General features: G+C 59.3%; 10 protein-coding genes, 3 tRNA genes, 3 rRNA genes and 5 pseudogenes. 14 read left to right on the top strand and 7 right to left on the bottom strand.

Annotation, left to right across the window (positions count from 1 at the left end; all coding sequences use genetic code 11):
• The first annotated feature begins 301 nt into the window (after positions 1–301).
• The 7 genes and pseudogenes from N7E02_RS14325 (at position 302) to derI (ending at position 7,484) form a co-directional block, all read left to right on the top strand.
• Positions 302–1,874 (top strand): annotated as a pseudogene (locus N7E02_RS14325) (FGGY-family carbohydrate kinase).
• 39 nt (positions 1,875–1,913) lie between these two features.
• A pseudogene (locus tag N7E02_RS14330) lies at positions 1,914–3,424 on the top strand (glycerol-3-phosphate dehydrogenase).
• A gap of 10 nt (positions 3,425–3,434) precedes the next feature.
• Positions 3,435–4,367 carry a sugar phosphate isomerase/epimerase family protein gene (locus N7E02_RS14335; RefSeq protein ID WP_286582708.1) on the top strand — a complete coding sequence of 311 codons (933 nt, stop codon included), beginning with the start codon at positions 3,435–3,437 and terminating at the stop codon, positions 4,365–4,367.
• Positions 4,368–4,436: 69 nt separating this feature from the next.
• On the top strand, positions 4,437–5,375 hold the full coding sequence (locus tag N7E02_RS14340) for a sugar-binding transcriptional regulator (protein WP_286582710.1): 939 nt from the start codon (positions 4,437–4,439) through the stop codon (positions 5,373–5,375).
• A 93-nt stretch (positions 5,376–5,468) separates the two neighbouring features.
• Positions 5,469–6,240 (top strand): annotated as a pseudogene (locus N7E02_RS14345) (DeoR/GlpR family DNA-binding transcription regulator).
• A 5-nt stretch (positions 6,241–6,245) separates the two neighbouring features.
• Positions 6,246–7,016: a triose-phosphate isomerase gene (locus tag N7E02_RS14350; protein ID WP_286582713.1), complete on the top strand. Its 771-nt coding sequence runs from the start codon at positions 6,246–6,248 to the stop codon at positions 7,014–7,016.
• A gap of 12 nt (positions 7,017–7,028) precedes the next feature.
• Positions 7,029–7,484: a D-erythrulose-4-phosphate isomerase gene (gene derI, locus N7E02_RS14355; protein ID WP_286582714.1), complete on the top strand. Its 456-nt coding sequence runs from the start codon at positions 7,029–7,031 to the stop codon at positions 7,482–7,484.
• Between the two features lie 222 nt (positions 7,485–7,706).
• Here derI and N7E02_RS14360 read toward each other — a convergent pair.
• The 6 genes from N7E02_RS14360 to N7E02_RS14385 all read right to left on the bottom strand — a co-directional run bounded on the left by N7E02_RS14360 (position 7,707) and on the right by N7E02_RS14385 (position 13,792).
• Positions 7,707–7,783 (bottom strand) — tRNA-Met (locus N7E02_RS14360).
• Between the two features lie 251 nt (positions 7,784–8,034).
• Positions 8,035–8,149: ribosomal RNA gene (rrf, locus tag N7E02_RS14365) — 5S ribosomal RNA — on the bottom strand.
• 255 nt (positions 8,150–8,404) lie between these two features.
• Positions 8,405–11,200: ribosomal RNA gene (locus N7E02_RS14370) — 23S ribosomal RNA — on the bottom strand.
• Positions 11,201–11,778: 578 nt separating this feature from the next.
• Positions 11,779–11,854 (bottom strand) — tRNA-Ala (locus tag N7E02_RS14375).
• Between the two features lie 123 nt (positions 11,855–11,977).
• A tRNA-Ile gene (locus N7E02_RS14380) sits at positions 11,978–12,054 on the bottom strand.
• Positions 12,055–12,312: 258 nt separating this feature from the next.
• Positions 12,313–13,792 (bottom strand): 16S ribosomal RNA (locus N7E02_RS14385).
• Together the 16S, 23S and 5S rRNA genes with 3 tRNA genes alongside form the textbook arrangement of a ribosomal RNA operon.
• 716 nt (positions 13,793–14,508) lie before the next feature.
• On the opposite strand from N7E02_RS14385, the gene N7E02_RS14390 reads away from it, so the two are divergent.
• From N7E02_RS14390 to N7E02_RS14415, 5 genes and pseudogenes are all read left to right on the top strand, one after another.
• Complete coding sequence (locus tag N7E02_RS14390; RefSeq protein ID WP_286582717.1) at positions 14,509–15,456, top strand: phosphoribosylaminoimidazolesuccinocarboxamide synthase; 948 nt, start codon at positions 14,509–14,511, stop codon at positions 15,454–15,456.
• A 55-nt stretch (positions 15,457–15,511) separates the two neighbouring features.
• Positions 15,512–16,114 carry a TetR family transcriptional regulator gene (locus N7E02_RS14395; protein WP_286582719.1) on the top strand — a complete coding sequence of 201 codons (603 nt, stop codon included), beginning with the start codon at positions 15,512–15,514 and terminating at the stop codon, positions 16,112–16,114.
• Between the two features lie 148 nt (positions 16,115–16,262).
• A pseudogene (locus tag N7E02_RS14405) lies at positions 16,263–17,458 on the top strand (efflux RND transporter periplasmic adaptor subunit).
• Positions 17,459–17,536: 78 nt separating this feature from the next.
• Complete coding sequence (locus tag N7E02_RS14410) at positions 17,537–20,647, top strand: efflux RND transporter permease subunit (RefSeq protein WP_286582720.1); 3,111 nt, start codon at positions 17,537–17,539, stop codon at positions 20,645–20,647.
• 118 nt (positions 20,648–20,765) lie between these two features.
• A pseudogene (locus N7E02_RS14415) lies at positions 20,766–22,218 on the top strand (efflux transporter outer membrane subunit).
• Positions 22,219–22,348: 130 nt separating this feature from the next.
• Here the strand turns inward: N7E02_RS14415 and efp are convergent.
• Positions 22,349–22,918, bottom strand: a complete 570-nt coding sequence (efp, locus tag N7E02_RS14420) for an elongation factor P (RefSeq protein ID WP_286582722.1) — start codon at positions 22,916–22,918, stop codon at positions 22,349–22,351.
• A 152-nt stretch (positions 22,919–23,070) separates the two neighbouring features.
• Between efp and epmA the strand changes: the two genes are divergently transcribed.
• On the top strand, positions 23,071–24,141 hold the full coding sequence (epmA, locus tag N7E02_RS14425; protein ID WP_286582723.1) for an EF-P lysine aminoacylase EpmA: 1,071 nt from the start codon (positions 23,071–23,073) through the stop codon (positions 24,139–24,141).
• On the top strand, positions 24,138–25,184 hold the full coding sequence (locus N7E02_RS14430) for a lysine-2,3-aminomutase-like protein (RefSeq protein WP_286582724.1): 1,047 nt from the start codon (positions 24,138–24,140) through the stop codon (positions 25,182–25,184). Before epmA ends, N7E02_RS14430 begins: the two co-directional genes overlap by 4 nt.
• The last annotated feature ends 423 nt before the right edge of the window (positions 25,185–25,607 follow it).

Here is a 25,607-nt window from a genome sequence, read left to right on the forward strand (position 1 = left end):
GCCAAAATGAGCCAAGCAAGATCAGAGCCTCAACAACCACAATCTTAATTGAAAAAATTTCATTGCCAGAAAATTATTGCTGGCAACATGATATCTTTATGTTATCTTTTCTCGTGAGGCCTTGGGAGGTTTCGAGAGCGCCTACCGATCTGGCTCTCTGCGCATGCAGGCGCCGATGAAGTGGGTCGAGCGCACAACGGCTTTATCCTGCGACAAGCCGATCGAATGGGAGGAATAGACATGAATTTCACGCGCGCTTTGCCCGCCGCGGGAACGGCATCGTCGGCGAGATAGCCCAGCGATGACACCGGCTCAAAACATCATCATCGGCATCGATGCCGGAACGTCCGTGATCAAGGCCGTGGCCTTCGATCTCTCGGGTCGGCAACTGGCGACGGCATCCGTTCGCAATAGATATGCGACCGGCGACGACGGCTCGGCCACGCAGTCGCTTTCCCAGACCTGGCTCGATTGCGCCAGCGCCTTGCGCGGCCTCGGCGAGAAAGTCGCCGACCTTGCATCGCGCACGGCAGCAGTTGCCGTGACCGGTCAGGGTGACGGCACATGGCTCGTCGGTCGCGACAACCAGCCGGCAGCCGATGCGTGGCTATGGCTCGACGCCCGCGCTGCACCGACAGTCACCACACTTGCGTCGAGAGAGATGAACCGGGCGCGTTTCGAGGCGACCGGCACAGGGCTCAATACCTGCCAGCAGGGCGCCCAGATCGCCCATATGGACCGCCTCATGCCGGATCTCCTCGATCGCGCCGAGGTCGCCTTGCACTGCAAGGATTGGCTCTACCTGAACCTGACCGGAGTGCGCGCCACCGACCCTTCCGAGGCAAGCTTTACCTTCGGCAATTTCCGCACACGCCAATATGACGAGGTGGTGATCGATGCGCTTGGCCTCGGACGCCGTCGCTCTCTCCTGCCGGAAATCATCGACGGAACCGAAGTCAGCCATCCGCTGACGGCCGATGCTGCCAAGGCCTGCGGGCTGCTTGTCGGCACGCCCGTCTGCCTCGGTTATGTGGACATGGTAATGACGGCGCTCGGTGCCGGCGTGAGAAGCGGGGGCTGAACGCCGCCTGCTCGACCATCGGCTCGACCGGCGTACATATGCGCGCCAAGACCGTCGCCGATGTACATCTCAACCGCGAAGGCACCGGTTATGTCATTGCCCTGCCCATCCCCGGCATCGTCACCCAGGTCCAGACGAATATGGGTTCGACGATCAATATCGACTGGATCCTCGGCATCGCATCGTCGCTGATGGCGGACGCCGGAAAATCCGTCTCGCATGCGGAACTTATTGCCCGGATCGATGGCTGGTTTGCAGAGAGCAAACCGGGTGCGGTCCTCTATCACCCCTATATTTCAGAGGCCGGAGAACGCGGCCCCTTCGTCAACGCCCATGCACGCGCCGGCTTTACCGGCCTTTCGACGCGTCACGGCTTCCCTGATCTCATCCGTAGCGTCGTCGAAGGACTGGGGCTCGCGACCCGGGATTGCTACGCGGCGATGGGTGCGGCGCCGGAGGAATTGCGCGTAACCGGCGGAGCGACACGCTCCAATGCCCTGCGCCGTTCCCTGTCGGCGGCCGTCAATGCGCCGATCCGCCAATCCCAGCGCGAAGAAACCGGCGCTGCCGGCGTGGCGATGATGGCTGCAGTCGCCGTTGGCGTCTATCCGACCATGGATGATTGCATTGCCGACTGGGTCACGCCCTCCTCGGCGAACTTGAAAAGCCGGACCCGACCGAGGCGGCACGGTTTGACCGCCTCTTTTCCGCCTATGCGGACATCCGCACGGCAATCGCCCCCGCATGGGACAAACTTGCCGCAGCCACGACGACGCTGCCCGGCAGCGCATGAATCGAATTTTGATGCAGCTGGCATCGAAGGAGCATGGACATGAGTGAACCCGAAACTCTCGACCTTTTCGTCATCGGCGGCGGCATCAACGGCGCAGGCATCGCGCGCGATGCCGCGGGCCGCGGCCTCAAGGTGGCGCTCTGCGAGAAGGATGACCTGGCGCAGGGAACCTCCTCCCGCTCGGGCAAGCTGGTCCATGGCGGTCTGCGCTATCTTGAGTATTACGAATTTCGCCTCGTTCGCGAGGCGCTGATCGAGCGCGAAGTGCTTCTGAACGCGGCGCCGCACATCATCTGGCCGCTGCGTTTCGTGCTCCCGCACAGCCCGCAGGATCGCCCGGCATGGCTGGTGCGCCTGGGCCTGTTCCTCTACGACCATCTGGGCGGCCGCAAGAAGCTGCCCGGCACGCGCACACTCAATCTGCTGCGTGATCCCGAGGGCGCGCCGATCCTCGATCAGTACCCGCGCGGCTTCGAATATTCCGACTGTTGGGTCGATGACGCACGCCTGGTCATTCTCAATGCCGTCAGCGCCGCAGAGAAGGGCGCGATCGTGCTGACCCGCACGCCTGCCGTCTCAGCCCGCCGAGAGAATGGCGGCTGGACGATCGTCACGAAAAGCGAACTGACGGGCGAAACGCGGACATTCCGTGCCAAATGCATCGTCAACTGCGCCGGTCCGTGGGTGACGGATATCATCAATCGCGTGGCGGGCTCGAATTCCAGCCGCAATGTGCGCCTGGTCAAGGGCAGCCACATCATCGTGCCGAAATTCTGGGCCGGTGCGAACGCCTATCTGGTTCAGAACCACGACAAGCGCGTCATCTTCATCAACCCATACGAAGGCGACAAGGCGCTGATCGGCACGACGGATATCGCCTATCAGGGCCGCGCCGAGGATGTCGCCGCCGACGAGGGCGAGATCGACTACCTGCTGAAGGCGGTCAATCGCTACTTCAAGGAAAAGCTTCGCCGCGAGGATGTGCTGCATTCCTTCTCGGGCGTTCGACCGCTCTTCGACGACGGCAAGGGCAATCCATCTGCCGTTACCCGCGATTACGTCTTCGATCTCGACGAGACCGGTGGCGCACCTCTGCTCAACGTCTTCGGCGGCAAGATCACCACCTTCCGCGAACTCGCCGAACGTGGCATGCAGCGCCTGAAGAACATCTTCCCCAACATGGGTGACGACTGGACCGAGAAGGCCCTCTCCCTGGCGGCGACATGCCGAATGCCGATTATGAGACCTTCATAGACAGCCTGCGCGAGACCTATCCCTGGATGCCCCGCACGCTGGTCCATCACTATGGCCGACTCTACGGCACGCTGACCCGCAAGATTGTTGGTAGCGCCGCAGGCATCGAAGGCCTCGGCCGTCACTTCGGCGGCCGGCTCTACGAGGCGGAGGTGAAATATCTCGTCGAAAAGGAATGGGCGCAGACGGCGGATGATATCCTCTACCGCCGCACCAAGCATTACCTCCACCTGACCGAAACCGAGCGCCGCGCCTTCAGCGAATGGTTCGCGTCGAGCCGCCCTGTTGCTGCTTGAGGAGATCTCGATGCCGCTGACCCTCTCGCTCAACACCAATCCGCTGGTCAACCGCTTCGCCGATCCCGACGACCTGATCGACACGGTGGCGCACGACCTGAAGATCCGCGACCTGCAGCTCACCCATGAGTTCATCAATCCGAGTTGGCAGGCACCGGTCATCCGCCGCCTCACGCGGCAGATGAGCGCCGCATTGCAGCGCACCGGCGTTCGCGTAACCTCCGGCATGACCGGCCCCTATGGCCGCCTCAACCATTTTGGCCATCCCGACGCCGATGTGCGCCGCTACTATATCGACTGGTTCAAGACCTTTGCCGATATCACCGCTGATCTTGGCGGTACGTCCGTCGGAACCCAGTTCGCCATCTTCACCTACAAGGATTTCGACGATCCGGTGAAGCGCGAAGAACTGATCAAGATTGCCATCGACTGCTGGGCGGAGGTTGCCGAACACGCGCGCGCCGCCGGTCTGTCCTATGTCTTCTGGGAGCCAATGAGCATCGGCCGCGAATTCGGCGAGACGATCGAAGCCTGCATGGCGCTGCAGAAGCGACTGACCGATGCCAACATGGCGGTGCCGATGTGGATGATGGCCGATATCGACCACGGCGACGTCACCTCGGAAAATCCGGACGACTTCGACCCCTATGCCTGGGCGCGAGCCGTACCGCCCGTTTCACCGATCATCCACATCAAGCAGAGCCTGATGGACAAGGGCGGGCACCGTCCCTTCACGGCGGAATTCAATGCCAAAGGCCGCATCCAGCCCGAGCCGCTAATGAAGGCATTTGCGGAGGGCGGCGCCAAGGATAACGAGATCTGCCTCGAGCTATCCTTCAAGGAGCGTGAGCCGAACGACCGGCAGGTCGTGCCGCAGATCGCCGAAAGCGTGGCTTTCTGGGCGCCGCATATCGATACCGGCATTGCCGACTTGAACATTTGAGGCCGAGCCTCTTTATAGGCCCGCATTGAAAGGCGGACATCGCCACAGGATATCCCGAAAGGAAGCGGCATGACCGATGCCGATGATACGCTTGCCGTGCGTGCCGCATGGCTGCACTATGCCGGCGGCCTGACCCAGTCCGAAGTGGCCCGGCGGCTCGGCGTGCCGTCGGTCAAGGCACACCGCCTGATCGCGAAAGCGGTCGCCGAAGGCGTGGTCAAGGTGACGATCGATGGTGACATCGTTGAATGCGTCGAACTGGAAATGCAGCTTTCCGAGCGTTTCGGCCTTCAATATTGCGAGGTGGCACCGGATCTCGGTGAAGAGGGCCTTCCCTTGCGCGCACTCGGCCATGCCGGCGCAGGCTATCTGAAACGCGAGATAGAGCGCGGCGACAATGCGGTGATCGGCCTCGGTCATGGCCGCACACTCTCGGCCGCCGTGCAATATATGCCGCGGGTCAACGCGAAGAACCTGCGCTTCGTCTCGCTGCTCGGCGGATTGACCCGCAATTACGGCGCCAACCCCTATGACGTGATGCACCGCATCGCCGAAAAGACCGGCACGCAGGCCTATGTCATGCCCGTCCCCTTCTTCGCCAATAGCGGCGAGGACCGCGAGGTCTTGCGGGCGCAGCGGGCCGTCAAGGAGGTCTTCGAGCTTGCTAACAATGCCGACCTCAAGCTTGTCGGTATCGGCAGTGTCGAGGCGGATGCACAACTCGTCTCCTCCGGCATGGTCGAACCCGGCGAGATTTCGGATATTGCTGCGGCCGGAGGCGTCGGTGAAATCCTAGGCCACTTTTTTGACCAGGATGGGCGCATCCTCAATACGGAACTCAGCGCCCGCATGCTGTCGGCATCCTTTCCGAAAACGAGAAGCGAACGCCTCGTGGCACTCGCGGGCGGGCCGAACAAGGCGGATGCCATTCGGGCGATCCTCAACAGCCACCGCCTCTTCGGGCTGATCACCGACGAACGCACCGCAAAGGCTTTGCTCGCGGGCTGATAGAACATAAATTCATCGCAATATCACATTAAAAATGTTGATTATCACGATATCATTGTTACATTAGCTGCAAGTCATGGGTTGGAGACCCGCATGAAGCGCGAGGAAAGACAGCAGGGCATCATCAACCTGCTTGTGGAACGCAGGACGGTAGATCTCGACGATCTTGCCGACCGCTTCGCGGTCTCCAAAATGACCGTCCATCGCGATCTCGACGAACTCGAACAGGCAGGCGTCCTGCGCAAGGTGCGCGGTGGTGCCACGATCGACGCGGGAACACAGTTCGAAAGCGATTTCCGGATCTCGCGAAAGACAGGACCACGGCGCCAAACAGGCGATTACCCAAGCCGCATCCGAGCTCGTCGAGCCTGGCATGACGGTCATGGTCAATGACGGATCCATGGCCGCGGTTCTCGGCGAAGCACTGCTCGGTAAACGGCCGCTGACGGTCATCACCAACAATGCAGCCGTCATCGACCGGCTCAAGGGCGAGAGCGGCATCACGCTGATCGCCCTCGGCGGCGTTTATTCCGCCAAGTTCAACGCCTTCTTCGGCGTTGTGACCGAGGAAACGCTGGCACGGCTGAGGGCAGACATCGCCTTTATCTCAACGCCGGGTGTCGCGGCAGGACAGGCCTATCACATGGACGACAATGTCGTGCGCACCAAGCGCGCGATGATGGCGTCATCGACACGCAGCTGCCTGCTCGTCAACCACGAGCGGATCGGCCAGACGGCACTTCATGTGCTCGCCGGCCTTAATGAATTTGACGCGGTGATCACCGATCGCCAGCCGGATCCAACCGCTCTCGCGGAGATTAGAGAGACGGGCGTCACGCTTACCATCGCATCATCGGGAGGTTAACAACCATGACATCATCGCCCCGCTTCTGGGTCGGCACCAGCTGGAAGATGAACAAGACCTTGGCGGAAGCCCTGCATTTTGCACAGGCTCTCAAGGCTGCCGACGCAGGCAGGGACCAGCGCATCCAGTGCTTCGTCATTCCGCCCTTCACCGCCGTCCGTGAGGTCAAGGCCGCGCTTGCCGAGACCTCGGTCAAGGTCGGCGCCCAGAACATGCACTGGGCCGATCAGGGTGCTTGGACGGGCGAAATCTCGCCGCTGATGCTGAAGGACTGCAATCTCGATATCGTCGAACTCGGGCATTCCGAGCGCCGCGAGCATTTCGGCGAGACGGACGAGACTGTCGGCCTGAAGACCGAAGCCGCCGTCCGCCATGGCCTTGTCCCGCTGATCTGCATCGGCGAGACGCTGTCCGACCGGGATAGCGGCAAGGCGCCTGAGATCTTGGCGAAGGAAGTGCGCGGCGCGCTGTCGAAACTGTCCGGCGACCAGAAGAATGCGCAGATCCTGCTCGCCTATGAGCCGGTCTGGGCGATCGGCGAGAAAGGCATTCCCGCCAGCGCCGATTATGCCTCCGCCCGCCAGGGCGAGATTATCGATGTCGCAGAATCCGTGCTTGGCCGTCGTATCCCCTGCCTCTATGGCGGGTCGGTCAATCCGGGCAATTGCGAAGAACTGATTTCGAGCCCTCATATCGATGGGCTCTTCATCGGACGTTCCGCCTGGAACGTAGAGGGCTACCTCGACATCCTGGCGAAATGTGCCGCCAAACTCTGAGGAGATATGACCATGAAACTAGCAATCGCAGGAGACAGCGCCGGTGAAGGCCTCGCCAAGGTTCTCGCCGATCACCTGAAGGACCGCTTCGACGTGTACGAGGTATCGCGCACGGATGCCGGTCCTGACGCATTCTACGCCAACCTGTCCGACCGTGTCGCCTCCGGCGTCATCGACGGCACCTATGACAAGGCCATCCTCGTCTGCGGTACCGGTATCGGCGTCTGCATCTCGGCCAACAAGGTGCCCGGCATTCGCGCAGCGCTGACTCACGACACCTATTCAGCAGAACGTGCGGCATTGTCCAACAACGCCCAGATCATCACCATGGGCGCACGCGTTATCGGCACCGAGCTCGCAAAGGCAATTGCCGACGCCTATCTGGCGCAGACCTTCGACGAAGCAGGCCGTTCCGCCGGCAACGTCGAGGCGATCAACCAAGTTGACGGCAAGTACCACGCCCGCTGATCTGGAGTGGCGGCTGGCTTTCTGCTGGCCGCCGTTTTCGTTTGGGGCTTGCGTGCTGCGCGCGTTCCTTGCCGGGACGCCACCGCGCACTGCGGCGATGTCTGCCATTCACGGCGTTTATTCGTAGTTCATGTCGCGGGGGATGTTGATGATCGCCGTGGCAGCTGACGTTTTGGCGGCAGCGGTAGTTGTTCTGTGGAGGTGTTGGGGGAGAAGGGATGTTGGTTGCGGGGGCAGGATTTGAACCTGCGGCCTTCAGGTTATGAGCCTGACGAGCTACCGGGCTGCTCCACCCCGCGCCAAGCGCATTCGGCTTTGCCGAATGTCGCGGTAGCATCACAGCTTTGCTGTGATGCTTTGTGCCGGAGCAACGAGCGAAGCTCGTTGTCTCCTGTAAGGGGCGCACCGGCTAGATCCTGTGCGCTGTCCTTATTTCGTAATGTTCTGCAAACGACGAAGGGCCGCTATTGCGGCCCAATCGGTATTCGGCTTGGGCCGAGGAGTGTCGAGAAGATTGTTTTCACGCTTGTGCGTGCATTGCCTTTAAAAGACCTGGCAGCGACCTACTCTCCCGCGTCTTAAGACGGAGTACCATTGGCGCTGGGGCGTTTCACGGCCGTGTTCGGAATGGGAACGGGTGCGGCCGCCCCGCCATGACCACCAGGTCGTTTAAGGGCAATGTTCCGACGGCGACGTCGGAATGTGATGAGAAGCTGGATTTTCGGAACATCGCCTTTGTTTTGTCCTGACGCGCGTAGCGCTCCGGACAGGCCGCCAAACGATTGGCGACGAACTCTGTTCTGTATGGCTGCCCCGCTCGACTTCGAGCAAGGGAGCCAGACGAACTGGCGATGGTCTTTAGAACACGTCATGGCTTCATCTTCGCGCCTTACGGCGCTCGATGAGCATGGTCAATGAGAACGATTAAGCCAATCGGGCTATTAGTAAGGCTAAGCTTCATGCATTGCTGCACGTCCACACGCCTCCTATCAACGTGGTCGTCTTCCACGGCCCTGATAGGGAATACTCGTTTTCAGGTGGGTTTCCCGCTTAGATGCCTTCAGCGGTTATCCCTTCCATATATAGCTACCCTGCTATGCCGTTGGCACGACAACAGGTCCACCAGAGATATGTCCATCCCGGTCCTCTCGTACTAGGGACAGATCCTGTCAATATTCCTACACCCACGGCAGATAGGGACCGAACTGTCTCACGACGTTCTGAACCCAGCTCACGTACCGCTTTAATTGGCGAACAGCCAAACCCTTGGGACCTGCTCCAGCCCCAGGATGCGATGAGCCGACATCGAGGTGCCAAACAACCCCGTCGATATGGACTCTTGGGGGTCATCAGCCTGTTATCCCCGGCGTACCTTTTATCCGTTGAGCGATGGCCCTTCCACGCGGGACCACCGGATCACTATGACCGACTTTCGTCTCTGCTCGACTTGTCAGTCTCGCAGTCAGGCGGGCTTATGCCATTGCACTCGACGACCGATTTCCGACCGGTCTGAGCCCACCATCGCGCGCCTCCGTTACTCTTTCGGAGGCGACCGCCCCAGTCAAACTACCCACCATACACTGTCCCGGATCCGGATGACGGACCGCGGTTAGACATCCATGACGATAAGGGTGGTATTTCAAGGATGGCTCCACGAAGACTGGCGTCCCCGCTTCAAAGCCTACCACCTATCCTACACATGCCGACACGAATGCCAGTGTAAAGCTATAGTAAAGGTGCACGGGGTCTTTCCGTCTAACCGCAGGAACCCCGCATCTTCACGGGGAATTCAATTTCACTGAGTCTATGCTGGAGACAGCGGGGAAGTCGTTACGCCATTCGTGCAGGTCGGAACTTACCCGACAAGGAATTTCGCTACCTTAGGACCGTTATAGTTACGGCCGCCGTTTACTGGGGCTTCGATTCAGAGCTTGCACCCCTCCTCTTAACCTTCCAGCACCGGGCAGGCGTCAGACCCTATACGTCGTCTTTCGACTTCGCAGAGCCCTGTGTTTTTGATAAACAGTCGCTACCCCCTGGTCTGTGCCACCCCAATCCACTTGCGTAAAAGGGGTCACGCTTCTTCCGAAGTTACGCGTGCAATTTGCCGAGTTCCTTCAGCATAGTTCTCTCAAGCGCCTTGGTATACTCTACCTGACCACCTGTGTCGGTTTCGGGTACGGTCTATACGGTGGAGCTATTTCCTGGAACCGCTTCCCTGCCCAGACAATCCAATAAGTCTGAACAAGCTACGCGATCCGTCACTACCACCAGGCCCACGAATATTAACGTGGTTCCCATCGACTACGCATTTCTGCCTCGCCTTAGGGGCCGGCTAACCCTGCTCAGATTAACTTTAAGCAGGAACCCTTGGTCTTTCGGCGAGAGGGTCTCTCACCCTCTTTGTCGTTACTCATGTCAACATTCGCACTTCCGATATCTCCAGGGGCCCTCACGGGTCCCCCTTCACAGACTTACGGAACGCTCCGCTACCACGTGGATAAATCCACATCCTCAGCTTCGGTGCATGGCTTTAGCCCCGTTACATTTTCGGCGCAAAGACCCTTATTTAGACCAGTGAGCTGTTACGCTTTCTTTAAATGATGGCTGCTTCTAAGCCAACATCCTGGTTGTTTTGGGATCCTCACATCCTTTCCCACTTAGCCATGACTTGGGGACCTTAGCTGGAGGTCAGGGTTGTTGCCCTCTTCACGACGGACGTTAGCACCCGCCGTGTGTCTGCCGACTAGTACTCCCAGGTATTCGGAGTTTGGTTAGGATCAGTAAGACGGTGAGTCCCCATAGCCCATCCAGTGCTCTACCCCTGGGGTATTCGGTCGACGCTCTACCTAAATAGATTTCGCGGAGAACCAGCTATCTCCGAGTTTGATTGGCCTTTCACCCCTAGCCACAAGTCATCCCAATCTATTGCAACAGATGCGGGTTCGGTCCTCCAGTTGGTGTTACCCAACCTTCAACCTGCTCATGGCTAGATCACTCGGTTTCGGGTCTAATGCAACTAACTGAACGCCCTGTTCAGACTCGCTTTCGCTGCGCCTACACCTACCGGCTTAAGCTTGCTAGTTACACTAAGTCGTTGACCCATTATACAAAAGGTACGCCGTCAGGCTTGCGCCCTCCGACTGCTTGTAGGCATCCGGTTTCAGGTTCTATTTCACTCCCCTTGTCGGGGTGCTTTTCACCTTTCCCTCACGGTACTTGTTCGCTATCGGTCATGCACGAGTACTTAGGCTTGGAGAGTGGTCTCCCCATGTTCAGACAGGATTTCACGTGTCCCGCCCTACTCAAGGACAATCAGTGTTCTACGCTTACGGGGCTATCACCCACTATAGCCAGGCTTTCCAACCTGTTCAGCTTTATTCCTGATTGCCACTGGCCTGGTCCGCGTTCGCTCGCCACTACTTGCGGAGTCTCGGTTGATGTCCTTTCCTTCAGGTACTTAGATGTTTCAGTTCCCTGAGTTCGCTTCTAACCCCTATGTATTCGAAAGTTAGATACCTTATAACAATACCTAGAAACCTAAACCGTACCGAAGTACGGCTTAAACTTTCTAGGTATTTAAGGTGGGTTGCCCCATTCGGAGATCCATGGATCAAAGCTTATTCGCAGCTCCCCACGGCTTTTCGCAGCGTATCACGTCCTTCTTCGCCTGTGCATGCCAAGGCATCCACCAAATGCCCTTACGACACTTAATCGTTCTCATTGCCAATGCTCATCAGTTAGCTCAGCCTTTCCAGCGGAAAGGCGAAGCAGCAAGGCTACCTTTTACAACCTCACCATCTCATGATGCCATCGACGTGTTCTTTTCGACCGGATCGCTTTCTAAAGGGCCACGCCGAGCGGCCCACTTCACGTCCGGTCATAAGACCAGCTTCTCGAGATTAAATCCGGGTCCGTGCGGTTAGCAACCGGACATCAATAAGTCATCAGAAGTGCCAAGGTCCGAAGACCAAGACACCAACAACGACCGACCAGAGTGACAAGCTTCCTATCTCCACCGATCCCTCTTTCGTATCCAGTCGGCTAGACCATCAACGACATCATAAGGATCAGCTTCAAACTCGGACCTAAATCCGAACCTGGAAGCCTCCAGATCAATCTTCTCTTCACGATTTTTGCAGAACAGGCACAAATGCAGATCGCATTGTGCAAACTTGTATTTCTTCAGAAGACAATGAGTTTGGCACCTCGTAGGCCAGAGGCCGTCGCCGATCGTTCGGCGCGCCGTCCGCAGGCAGCATCCAAAGGATGCGCTCGCCGCGAGGACCAAATATGGTGGAGCTGAGCGGGATCGAACCGCTGACCCCCTGCTTGCAAAGCAGGTGCTCTCCCAGCTGAGCTACAGCCCCAATCTCTTGGGAACAGCCCGAACTGACAAGATCAGTCAAAGCCCGTTCATCAACACCATTTTCCGCAAAACCCATCCAGCAGGTCAAATCCGTCACCGCGTCCAGCACTCGCTCAAAAGCGAATGGTGGGCCTGGGAAGACTTGAACTTCCGACCCCACGCTTATCAAGCGTGTGCTCTAACCAACTGAGCTACAGGCCCATTCACCTGCAAGGCTTACACCTTACATCGCTTGATCGACAAGAGGTCGACAAGTTGGACACCGAGCTTTGCGGCAATTGTCTTCTTGAAGAAAGAGAAACGTAGTCGGCGGTCTTCGCCATACCGTGATGATGCAAGCATCTATCCGGCGTATTTCGTTTCGATGGTCACCTGACTGGTGCCATCTATGTTCTAAAAAGCACGGGAAGGTTCATCCTGGTCTAGCCAAGCGTCTTACCAATTCCACAGCTTCCTTAGAAAGGAGGTGATCCAGCCGCAGGTTCCCCTACGGCTACCTTGTTACGACTTCACCCCAGTCGCTGACCCTACCGTGGTTAGCTGCCTCCTTGCGGTTAGCGCACTACCTTCGGGTAAAACCAACTCCCATGGTGTGACGGGCGGTGTGTACAAGGCCCGGGAACGTATTCACCGCGGCGTGCTGATCCGCGATTACTAGCGATTCCAACTTCATGCACTCGAGTTGCAGAGTGCAATCCGAACTGAGATGGCTTTTGGAGATTAGCTCAGGATCGCTCCTTCGCTGCCCACTGTCACCACCATTGTAGCACGTGTGTAGCCCAGCCCGTAAGGGCCATGAGGACTTGACGTCATCCCCACCTTCCTCTCGGCTTATCACCGGCAGTCCCCTTAGAGTGCCCAACTGAATGCTGGCAACTAAGGGCGAGGGTTGCGCTCGTTGCGGGACTTAACCCAACATCTCACGACACGAGCTGACGACAGCCATGCAGCACCTGTGTTCCGGTCCCCGAAGGGAACTCCAAATCTCTCTGGATAGCCGGACATGTCAAGGGCTGGTAAGGTTCTGCGCGTTGCTTCGAATTAAACCACATGCTCCACCGCTTGTGCGGGCCCCCGTCAATTCCTTTGAGTTTTAATCTTGCGACCGTACTCCCCAGGCGGAATGTTTAATGCGTTAGCTGCGCCACCGAACAGTAAACTGCCCGACGGCTAACATTCATCGTTTACGGCGTGGACTACCAGGGTATCTAATCCTGTTTGCTCCCCACGCTTTCGCACCTCAGCGTCAGTTATGGACCAGTTAGCCGCCTTCGCCACTGGTGTTCCTGCGAATATCTACGAATTTCACCTCTACACTCGCAATTCCACTAACCTCTTCCATACTCAAGATACCCAGTATCAAAGGCAGTTCCAGAGTTGAGCTCTGGGATTTCACCCCTGACTTAAATATCCGCCTACGTGCGCTTTACGCCCAGTAATTCCGAACAACGCTAGCCCCCTTCGTATTACCGCGGCTGCTGGCACGAAGTTAGCCGGGGCTTCTTCTCCGACTACCGTCATTATCTTCATCGGTGAAAGAACTTTACAACCCTAAGGCCTTCATCATTCACGCGGCATGGCTGGATCAGGCTTGCGCCCATTGTCCAATATTCCCCACTGCTGCCTCCCGTAGGAGTTTGGGCCGTGTCTCAGTCCCAATGTGGCTGATCATCCTCTCAGACCAGCTATGGATCGTCGCCTTGGTAGGCCTTTACCCCACCAACTAGCTAATCCAACGCGGGCTCATCCATCCCCGATAAATCTTTCCCCCGAAGGGCGTATACGGTATTAGCTCCAGTTTCCCGGAGTTGTTCCGTAGGGATGGGTAGATTCCACGTGTTACTCACCCGTCTGCCGCTCCCCTTGCGGGGCGCTCGACTTGCATGTGTTAAGCCTGCCGCCAGCGTTCGTTCTGAGCCAGGATCAAACTCTCAAGTTGAGAATTCAATCATGACTGATCACTATGTTCTGAATCGACGAGAACTTCATATGTACACTTGAGCGCTTCTCAGCGCCAATTTCCATGGTTCTCATATCAAAACGTGACCGTCATTTTGTCTTCTAAACAGACAATCCCTAAAGCCCTAAAGCCCCTCGAGACCGTCCGCGAAAACCCGCCGACCACGTTTCTCTTTCTTCCATATTCAATTGTCAAAAAACCGACACTACCGTCTAACCTAATAGACAGAAACGTCATCAATCCCAGAGCCAAACCGTAAACCCGGCTCCATCAGCATGCGCCAACTTCTCTGTGATTGTCTCCAGATCGCCCCGGCCTCAACCGGTTTTCTCTAGAACGAAGGTCGTCGTCGCCAGCAGCGCCGCCGCCCTCGTCAGTGAGGTGGCTTATAGAGGACACCCCTTTTCCAAGTCAACACACCACGTCGCAAAAACCTCAAGAAAATGAAAAGTCATTGAATTTATTGGGGTATTTCAAAATTCGCCGTCGACACCCGCTCTAAACGGGCGTTAACCATTGGTAACGGCGAGCTCTCTGGGTCATTCGACGACGAGCCGTCCCGGAAAGGACCGCCGGGCATCCTCGACCGCCTCTGCCGCCCAATGAACTTGTCTATCGGCGGACAAACATGCGATAGCGGGGCTCCCTATATAGAAGCCTCGCCCCGACGGGCGCTTGATTGGAAAGCTTGATCCGTGCGCGTTCTCACCGAAGCCTTCATACCCGAACTTCCGAATTATTATGGCGGCAAGGTGCGGGAGAATTACGATCTCGCCGACGGCAGCCGCGTCATCATCGCCACCGATCGCCTCTCTGCTTTTGACATCATCCTCACCTGCATTCCCGACAAGGGCCATGTGCTCACCCAGACGGCACGCTACTGGTTCGAGCAGACGAAGGACATCTGCCCCAACCATGTCGTCGCCTATCCGGACCCGAATGTCGTCATCGGCAAGCGGCTCGACATCCTGCCTGTCGAGATCGTCGTGCGCGGTTATCTCGCCGGCACGACCGGCACCTCGCTTCTGACCCTCTACAAGAAGGGCGAGCGCACCATGTATGGTTTGGACCTGCCCGACGGCATGAAGGACAACCAGGTCCTGCCCCAGCCGGTCATCACGCCGACCAGCAAGGCCTTCCACGGCGGCCATGACGAGCCGCTGACCCCTGCCGACATTATCGAACACAAGCTCCTGACCCAGGAACAGTGGGACACGGTCTCACGCTACGCGCTTGCCCTCTTCGCGCGCGGCCAGGAAATGGCGGCGAAACGCGGCCTCATATTGGTAGACACGAAATACGAATTCGGCACCGATGCCGAGGGCAACATCATTCTTGCCGACGAGATCCATACACCCGACAGCAGCCGCTACTGGATGGCCGACAGCTATGACGAAGCGTTCAAGACCGGCGGCCGACCGAAAAGCTTCGACAAGGATTTCATCCGCGCCTGGGTGGTGGAACGATGCGACCCCTATAAGGACGCCGTTCCCGCGATTCCCGCCGAGCTGATCGAGGAAACCTCTACCGTCTACCGGACGGCCTTTGAGATGATTACCGGCCAGGCCTTCGTTCCCGACAATTCCGGTGACACGGTACTGGACCGCATTCGCGGCAATCTGCAGCCCTATTTCCCGAAATAGGTTCGGCGGATCGTCGGCCGACCAGTGATTGGAACATTCTGAACAAGGAGGCAAAGTGCGAAGACCGCGTCGCAAAGCCGAGGAAACGCGCGAGGATATCCTGAAGACTGCCGAGACCCTGTTTCGTGAACGGGGAATTTCGAAGTCATCGATTGCGGATATCGCCCAGGCGCTCGGCATGTCGCCGGCAAACGTGTTCAAGCACTTCCACTCCAAGACCGCGCTCGTCGATGCCATCTGCGACCGCCATATCACCCATATGATCGGCCGCTTCGACACGCTCGATGCGCCGGCGCCGCCACCCGAAAAACTGGGGCTCGTCGTGCGCCGGCTAATGCAGGCCCATCTGGAAGACATCCGGCAGAATTCATACTTTCTCGAAATCATCTTTCTCGTGGCGAAGACCGAGTTCGAAAGCGGCCACCACTACAGGCAGCTCATCGAAGACCTGTTCTTCCGTCTCGTCCAGGATGGTGTCGAGGCAGGCGTCTACCACTGCGCCGACTGCCGGGCGACGAGCCGCCATGTCGCGGCATCCTTTGCCAGCGTCCTCCATCCCGTCTTCCTTGCCCATGAGAGCCAGGCCGAGATCGACGAGCGCCTGGATGGCCTCGTCGCGCTCGCCAATGCAGCACTTCAAAGCCCGCTTGCAAAGTGACGGTTTTTGAATTACGTCACTTTGCAAGCGGCGTTTCGGACTTCATTTCCGCCTCTGCCCCAGTTCCGCCCGCATCCTGCGGGTTAACTTCGCCGCCGCCACGCGCTTGAGGCCGGGCGGCGAACGCAATTCGTCCCCGGGAAACACCATGATCCGTCGCCAATTGGTTCTCACTCTTCTTCTCGCGACCGCATTGTCGGCCTGCAGCGATTCCGGCCAGCAGAATGCTGCGGGCGGCGGAAATGCCGCCGGCCAGCAGAAGCCCGCCTCGCCCGTCAGCGTCGTTGTCATGAAAAAGGCCGAGCGGCCGATCACAAACGTCCTGCCGGGACGCGCTGTTGCCTTCCAGACGGCCGAGATCAGGCCGCGGGTCACCGGCGCAATCAGCGAGATCACCTTCAAGGAGGAAGCGAGGTCAAGGCCGGCGACGTTCTCTATCAGATCGAAGACGACACCTATGCGGCAACCGTGGCGCAGGCACAGGCTGCGCTGCAGAAGGCCGAGGTCAGCATTCCTGCCGCCCAGGCGAACCTCACCCGTTACGAACGGCTGGTCAACAGCGGCGCGACCCAGATCGAATATGAGAATGCCAAGGTAACCCTGCTGCAGGCGGAAGCCGATGTGCAGTCGGCCAAGGCGGCGCTCAACGCTGCCCAGATCGATCTCGATCTGACGAAAATCCGCGCGCCCTTCAATGGTGTCACCACGATCTCCAAGTTCAGCATCGGCAATATCGTCACCGCCAATCAGACTGATGCGCTGACGACGCTGCGCAATATCGATCCGATCTATATCGACCTGATCGATTCGAGCACCAATCTTCTGGAACTGCGCTCGGCGATCGCCTCTGGCCGCCTGCATGGCAATCCGGGTACGGCCGACATTGCTCTGACGCTGGAAGACGGGACGAAATATGATCGCACCGGCAAGGTCAACATGGCTGAGCTCGCTGTCAGCGAGACGACCGGTACCTACCAGATCCGGGCGATCTTCGACAATCCGGACAGCATCATCCTGCCCGGCATGTATGTCCGTGCGACGGTGACCGTCGGCACCGAGGATGGCTATCTCATCCCTCAGCGCGCCGGCACCCGCAATGCCCGTGGTGAATTATCGGCGAAATTCGTCTCGGCCGACAACAAGGTCGAGACCCGCACATTCACCACCAGCAAGGCATCGGGCAACAATTGGCTGGTCACCGACGGGATCGCCGATGGCGACCGTCTCATCGTCGATGGCTTCCAGTGGATTGCCGAGGGCGCAGCCATTGCTCCGGTCGAAGCCACGGTCGACGATCAGGGCCTCGTGGTCGAACAGCCCAAGGTCGATACGCCCAAGCCCTGATCTCCCGCAACGGCCCAATCTCCCGCAAAGGCCAAATCTTCCGAGACGGAAAGCCCGAACGCGGCAAGGAATTTCGAAATGGCGCATTTCTTCATTCGGCGACCGGTTTTCGCCTGGGTCATCGCAATCGTGATCATGCTGGGCGGTGCGCTCGCGATCACCACGCTGTCGATCTCCCAATATCCCGACATCGCCCCGACGACGGTGCGGATTTCGGCCACCTATAATGGTGCAAGCGCCGAAACCGTCGAGAAATCGGTGACGAGCATCATCGAGGACGGCATGACCGGCCTTGACGACCTGACCTACATGACCTCGTCATCCTCCACCGGCAGCGCCAGCGTGACGTTGACCTTCGGCAACAGCATCATGCCGGATATTGCCCAGGTTCAGGTGCAGAACAAGCTGCAGCTCGTCCAGTCCCAATTGCCCGATGTCGTGCAACAGCAGGGTATCTCGGTCACCCGCTCCACCTCGAGTATTCTAATGGTCGGCGCGCTGGTGTCGGAAGACGGCAAGCGCAGCTCGGTCGATCTCGGCGACATCTTTGCCACCTCGATCGAAGATCAGGTGCAGCGCCTCGAGGGCGTCGGCAGCATCAACGTCTTCGGTTCCGGCTATGCCATGCGCGTCTGGCTCGATCCGTTCAAGCTGCAGAAATATCAGTTGACCGCAGCCGATGTGACGAGCGCGATCGAAGCACAGAACACCCAGGTTTCCGTGGGCTCTCTAGGCGCCCAGCCCGTTCAGGAAGGTCAGCAGCTGACGGTCACCATGACCGCCCAGAGCCAGTTGACCACCGTCGACGAATTCGAGCGCATCATTCTTAAGGTCGAACAGGACGGCGCGACCGTCCGGCTGAGCGACGTTGCCCGCGTCGAAATCGGCCAGGAATCCTACGGTGGCGGCTCCCGTTTCGACACAAAGCCGGCGGCTGGTTTCGCCGTCAACCTCGCGACTGGCGCCAACGCGCTTGATACGGCAGCCCGCGTCAAGGGTGAACTCGACCGCGTCGCGCAGATCCTGCCCGACGGCGTCGAGATCACTTATCCCTATGACACGACGCCCTTCGTGGAACTGTCGATCGAAAAGGTAGTCCACACGCTGATCGAGGCGATCGTGCTCGTCTTCGTCGTCCTGCTCGTCTTCCTGCAGAACCTGCGCGCCACTTTCATCCCGATGATTGCCGTGCCTGTCGTGCTCCTCGGCACATTCGGCATACTTGCGATAACCGGCTACTCGATCAACACGCTCACCATGTTCGCCATGGTGCTCGCGATCGGCCTTCTCGTCGATGACGCGATCGTCGTCGTCGAGAATGTCGAGCGCATCATGGATGAAGAGGGGCTGTCACCCGTCGAGGCAACCGAGAAGTCGATGCACGAAATCACCGGTGCGATCATCGGCATCGCGCTGGTTCTGACCGCCGTCTTCATCCCCATGGCCTTCTTCGGCGGCTCGACCGGCATCATCTATCGTCAGTTCTCGGTGACGATCGTTTCCGCCATGCTTCTATCCGCCGTCGTCGCCATCGTGCTGACGCCGGCGCTCTGCGCCACCATGCTGAAGCCGATAGACCATTCCAAGAAGAAGCGCGGCCTCGGTGCCTGGTTCAACCGCGGCTTCGACCGCACGACGCACGGTTATGTCGGCACGATCGGCTATCTGCTGAAACGCCCGCTTCGGGTCATGATTCTCTTCGCGCTGATCGTCGGAGGCTGCGGGCTTCTGTTCACCCGCCTGCCAAGTTCCTTCCTGCCGCAGGAAGACCAGGGCGTGCTGATGACGATCATCCAGACGCCGGTCGGTTCGACCAGCGCGCGCACCGAAGACGCCCTGAAGAAGGTCGAGATCCTATTTCCTCGAGCAGGAAAAGGACAATGTCGACGCCGTCTTCGGCGCGCTGGGCTTCAGTTTCAGCGGCAGCGGCCAGAACAATGCCATCGTCTTCACCAAGCTGCGCGACTTTTCCGAGCGCGAGGGGCCGGCCAGTCGGCGCCCGAGATCCTGCAACGGGCTCAGGGGCATTTCCTGACTCTGCGCGACGCACAGGTCTTCGCGCTTCTGCCGCCGGCAATCCAGGGTCTCGGCAATTCCAGCGGCTTCTCCATGTATCTGGTCGATAGCGGCAATAACGGGAATGCCGCGCTGACCCAGGTTTCCCAGCAGCTGATCAGCGAAAGCGCGACCAACCCATTGATCAGTTCGCTGCGCACCAACAACCAGCGCAGCGAAACCCAGATGAAGATCCTGCTCGATCAGGAAAAGCTGGGAGCGATGGGGGTCGATCTCGCTGCCGTCAATTCAATGCTGGCAACGATCTTCGCTGGCCGCGATGTCAACGACTTCACGCTCAACAACGAGCTGAAGCCGGTCTATGTCCAGGGCGATGCGCCTTACCGCATGCAGCCGGATGACATCAAATACTGGTATGCCCGCAACGGCGATGGCGAGATGGTCCCCTTCTCGGCCTTCAGCACGCTCAACTGGGTAACCGGCACGCCGCAGCTTGCCCGCTACAACGGCACCAGCGCGATCTCGCTCGACGGCGCAACCAAACCCGGTGTCAGCACCGGCGACGCGATGAACGAGATGGAACGACTGGTGGCCGAACTTCCGGGCGGCTACACGGTTGCGTGGCAGGGCATTTCCTATCAGGAACGGCTTTCCGGTTCGCAAGCTCCGATGCTCTATGCGCTGTCGGTTCTGATCGTCTTCCTTTGCCTCGCGGCCCTCTATGAGAGCTGGTCGATCCCCTTCTCGGTTATCCTTGCGGTGCCGATCGGCGTGCTCGGGGCCTTGGCTGCGGCCTATTTCCTTGGCCAGTCGAACGATGTCTACTTCAAGGTCGGTCTGCTGACGACGATCGGTCTTGCGGCGAAGAACGCGATCCTGATCGTCGAATTCGCCAAGGACAGGCAGGAGGCAGGCAAGGGCATGATCGAGGCAACATTGGAGGCTGCGCGCCTCCGATTGCGACCGATTATCATGACTTCGCTGGCTTTCATCCTCGGTGTCGTGCCGCTTGCGATTGCGACTGGAGCGGGTTCCGCAGCGCAGAACGCAATCGGCATAGGCGTCCTAGGTGGTATGCTTTCTGCAACACTGCTCGGAATTTTCTTCGTTCCATCCTTTTTTGTTGTCGTCAGGCGGTTATCAAACCGTGAAAAACGAGAGAAGACAGTGTGAAATCGTTAATCTGAACGATACTAGATTTTTCCGCCGGCTCTGATCTCGTCGGCGGCTCCAGTCAAGACGGCTTTGCTTTAAGCGAAGCGCATTCAGTTAAGGGCCCTGGGACAAAGATATGACATCCAAACGCTTAACCGCTCCTCTCGTCCTGCTCCTGCTGTCCAGCTGTACGCTCGGCCCGGACCACACACCGCCGCAGATTTCTCTGCCGTCCAAGTTTGCTGAGGGCTCTTCCGCGAGCAACGCCGACGTCGCTGTCCAGCCATGGTGGACGGCATTCTCCGACTCGCGCCTCAATGGTTATGTCGAACAGGGCTTGAAGCAGAACCTCGACGTTCTCCAGGCGCTCGAACGCATCAACCAGGCCCAGGCCGCCGTGATCACTGCCGGTGCAGGCGGCCTCCCCTCGCTCGACGTCGGCGCTCAGGGTGAACGCAGCGGTGCCCGGGACATCGGCGGACCGGCTAGCCCCGGCGCAACCACTCTCGCCGAGCAGACCTCGGCCAATGGCAGCGCCACTGCGTCCTGGTTCCTTGACCTGTTCGGCCTCTACCGCCGCAGCAAGGAAGCAGCCCTTGCCGACCTCGATGCCAGCTACGCCAGCGTTGACGTTGCCCGCATGTCGCTCCTTTCGGCGCTGACAGCTGCCTATATCGACGTGCGCTTCTACCAGGAGCGCCTTGCCATCGCCCGCCAGAACCTCGATCTCGCGTCGCGAAACGTTGAACCTGACCAAGCTTCAGCTCGAAGCCGGGGCGGCCTCTCGTCTCGACGTGGTTCAGGCTGAAGGTCTCGTCAATTCGACGCTTTCGGAACTGCCGGGTCTGGAAACCAATTTCCGGGTTTCCGCCCATCGCATCGCAACCCTGCTCGGCTTGCCGGCATCCTCGCTGATCCCGGAACTTCAGCGTGGTGCCCGCCAGCCGGTCGCACGCTTCAGCCCCAAATCCGGTGTTCCGGCCGACCTGATCCGCAACCGTCCGGACGTCCGCGCTGCCGAGCGCCAGCTTGCAGCGGCAACGGCACGGATCGGCGTTGCCGAAGCCCAGCTTTATCCGGCAATCACATTAGGCGGCACGATTACTCCGTCCTACACTCGGACGCTCGGCACCGAGAGCGGGCTGCTTTCGTGGTCCTTCGGTCCTTCCGTATCGCTGCCGATCTTCGACGGCGGCGCATTGAAGGCCGGCGTCAAGTCGTCCGAATCGGCCGCACGCGAAGCCTATCTGTTCTGGAAGCAGACGGTGCTTGACGGTGTTGAGGAGGTCGAGAACGCTCTCGCTGCAGTCGCTCGCGACGGCCGCACCGTATCGGCGCTCCGTGCGACGGTTCGATCCTACGAAGAAGCCCTCCAGCTGGCGACCGCAAGCTATCGTGACGGTGCGTCCTCGCTGCTCGACGTTCTCGATGCCCAGCGCGAAGTATCGACCGCGCAGGGCAACCTTGCCGCAGCCGTGCAGCAGATGGCCCGCGACTATGTATCGCTCAACGTCGCGATCGGCAGCGGCTACGCAGTCGGCTCGGCACCGACCAATCAGGTCGCGTCTGCCAAGGTCGTCAAGGACTGATACAAGGATGGCCGGTTCGCCGGCCATTTCTTTTCCACTACCTAAAAACAAGAAAACCTCCGATGCTTTCGCCTCGGAGGTTTTTTAATGCCACCATAAAGGCCGGGGACGATGCCTCGGCAAAAATTCGTCAGTTCTTGGCGCGCTCGACGTAGGAATTGTCTTCCGTGGCGATGACGACGCGGGTGCCGGCATCGATATGCGGCGGTACCGCGGTGCGGATGCCGTTCGACAGCATGGCCGGCTTGTAGGAAGAAGACGCCGTCTGACCCTTCACGACCGGCTCGGTCTCGGTGATTTCAAGCGTCACGTGGCGCGGCAGCTGCAGGGCAAGGGCGACGCCTTCATGCATGGACAGGATGCAGACCATGCCTTCCTGCAGATAGGCCTTCTGATCGCCCATCGTGTCGACGTCAACGACGACCTGGTCGTAGGTCTCCGGGTTCATGAAGTGGAAGCCTTCGCCGTCTTCATAGAGGAACTGGTGGTTGACGTCCTCGACGAAGGCACGCTCGACCTGTTCCGTCGTGCGCCAGCGTTCCGACACCTTCACGCCGTCGACGATGCGACGCATGTTGACCTGGGTAACCGGCGTACCCTTGCCCGGGTGAAAGTTTTCAGCGGTGAGGACGACGTAGAGCTTGCCGTCTACATCGATGACGTTGCCCTTGCGGACGGAAGAGGCGATGACCTTGACCATAAGACTTCCTTGTAACTCGGCCGGCCACGTCGTAGAGGACTGGCGAAATGCCGTAGAGATGCTTTTCAGGTTTCCTTGCCGGCGCAACTAACGCAAAATCCGTCAAATAGCCAGCCCCTTGGCTGTGGCCGACAAGGCGAAGAAAGCCGCTTATGAGCCTCTCGCGACAACACACCGCCCAAACCGCCTGGTGGCAGCCGGATGCGCATGCCGACCGTCGGCCGTTTCTGATCGGCCGCAACAGGGTACAGGCAGCGCTGCGCGACTATTTCGCCAACCGCGATTTCATCGAGGTCGATACCGCGACATTGCAGGTTTCGCCCGGCAACGAAACGCATCTGCATGCCTTCGCGACCGAGGCGCTGACGATCGACGGACAGGCAGCGCCGCTCTACCTGCACACATCGCCTGAATTCGCCGCCAAGAAGCTGTTGGCTGCCGGCGAGAGCCGCATCTTCACCTTTGCCCATGTCTATCGCAACCGCGAGCGCGGGCCGCTGCACCATCCGGAATTCACCATGCTGGAATGGTACCGCGTCGGTGAAGGCTACGAACAGCTGATGACCGATTGCGCCGAGATGCTGATGCTCGCAGCCGAGACGACCGGCACGAAGCGCTTCTCCTTCCGCGGCATGGAGGTCGACCCCTTTGCCGAGCCGGAGCGACTGACGCTCGCCGCAGCCTTCGACCGCTTCGCAGGTATCGACCTCCTCTCCTCGGTCTCGGCGTCCGGCGAAACCGACCGCGACCATCTCGCCGCAGGTGTTCGCGATGCCGGCATGCGCGTCGCCGAGGACGATACATGGGCCGACCTGTTCAGCAAGGTTCTGGTCGAAAAGATCGAGCCGCATCTCGGCCGCAACCGTGCGACGGTTCTGTGCGAATACCCGGTCTGCGAGGCAGCGCTTGCGAGACCATCCGCCCGTGATCCGCGGGTTGCCGAGCGCTTCGAGCTTTATGCCTGCGGCGTCGAACTCGCCAACGCCTTCGGCGAACTCACCGATGCCGGCGAGCAGCGCCGCCGTTTCGAGCATGAAATGGCGGAGAAGACACGGATCTACGGCGAGACCTATCCGATCGACGAGGATTTTCTCGCAGCCCTTTCGATCATGCCCGAGGCAAGCGGCGCCGCCCTCGGCTTCGATCGGCTTGCCATGCTGGCGACGGGTGCAACCCGCATCGACCAGGTGATGTGGGCGCCGGTGGCGGAGGTTCTGCCGTGAGTGCTGCCCGGTCATTGAAGACACCGCAGGAGCTCGAAGCTGCAGGGCTTGTCGCATCCGAACGGCTGGATGCGATCCGCGCGGTCGCCGACCGCTATGCGATCGCGCTGACGCCGACAGTGCTCTCGCTGATCGACCGCGACGACCCCGCCGATCCGATCGCCCGGCAATTCGTGCCGGATGCGGCGGAACTGGTGACCACGCCGGAGGAACGGGCGGACCCGATCGGCGACGCTGCCCACAGCCCGGTCAAGGGCATCGTCCATCGCTATCCCGACCGGGTTCTGTTGAAGGCCGTTCACATATGCCCTGTCTATTGCCGCTTCTGCTTCCGCCGCGAAATGGTCGGCCCGCAGGGTGACGGCACGCTGGCACCCGACGAACTGGCCGAAGCGCTCTCTTATATTCGCGGGCACTCGGAAATCTGGGAAGTGATCCTCACCGGCGGCGATCCGCTCGTGCTCTCGCCACGCCGGCTGACCGAGATTATGCGCGGACTGGCCGCGATCGAGCATGTGAAGATCATCCGCTTTCACACCCGCGTTCCGGTGGCGGAGCCCCACCGCATCGACGAGGCGCTGATCGCGGCACTGAAGGAGAGCGGCAAGACGATCTACATCGCGCTGCATGCCAACCATCCGAACGAGATGACGGTCGATGCCCGTGCCGCCTGCGCAAGACTGGTCGATGCCGGCTTTCCAATGGTGAGCCAGACGGTGCTGTTGAAGGGTGTCAATGACGACCCCGTGGTACTCGGCGATCTGATGAAGGCATTCGTTGAGACACGGGTGAAGCCCTACTATCTCCATCATCCCGATCTGGCTCCAGGAACCGGCCATTTCCGCATGGATATCGAGGAAGGCCAAAGGATCGTCTCGGCCCTGCGGGGCACCATTTCCGGTCTTTGCCAGCCGACCTATGTTCTGGATATCCCCGGCGGTCACGGCAAGGCGGTGATCGGCGAAAGCGCGATACGCGGCGAAGGCGGCTGCTATTCCGTTAACGATTTTCGCGGCGGGGAGCATGAATATCCCCCGAAGTGAAGCCGTGGCCGAAAGTATCCTCACTTGCGATTTCTAACACTTAGCTGACGCTAAGATGTTGAAATCGCTTTCTCTCCACAGGGGAGAGATACCAGTGCCCCACCCGCGGCGCTTTACCGACCGGCCTTTCGCTTTGGCTCAAGGCGTTCGTTCTTCGAAACGATTCACTGGATCGTTTCGTCGGCTTCGCCGACCAGTCCTCTCCCCTTGTGGGAGAGGTTACAAAATCATGATCTTAGCTTCAGCTAAGTCATAGATTTTGTTGGTGAGGGATCGTCACCAGACGCACTAATCTCGCCCCGCGCATCGCTGCCGTGGCTTTCAAAACCCGATCCGGAGAAGCGCACGCATATGCGGGGCCTCAGGGAATTAAAGTAATGTGGCTCCGCATATGCGTGGCCTTCGGCGTCTTTTCGGGACTTC

Source organism: Terrirhizobium terrae, from assembly GCF_030323265.1.
In the GTDB taxonomy this organism is placed as follows: Bacteria; Pseudomonadota; Alphaproteobacteria; order Rhizobiales; family Rhizobiaceae; genus Neorhizobium.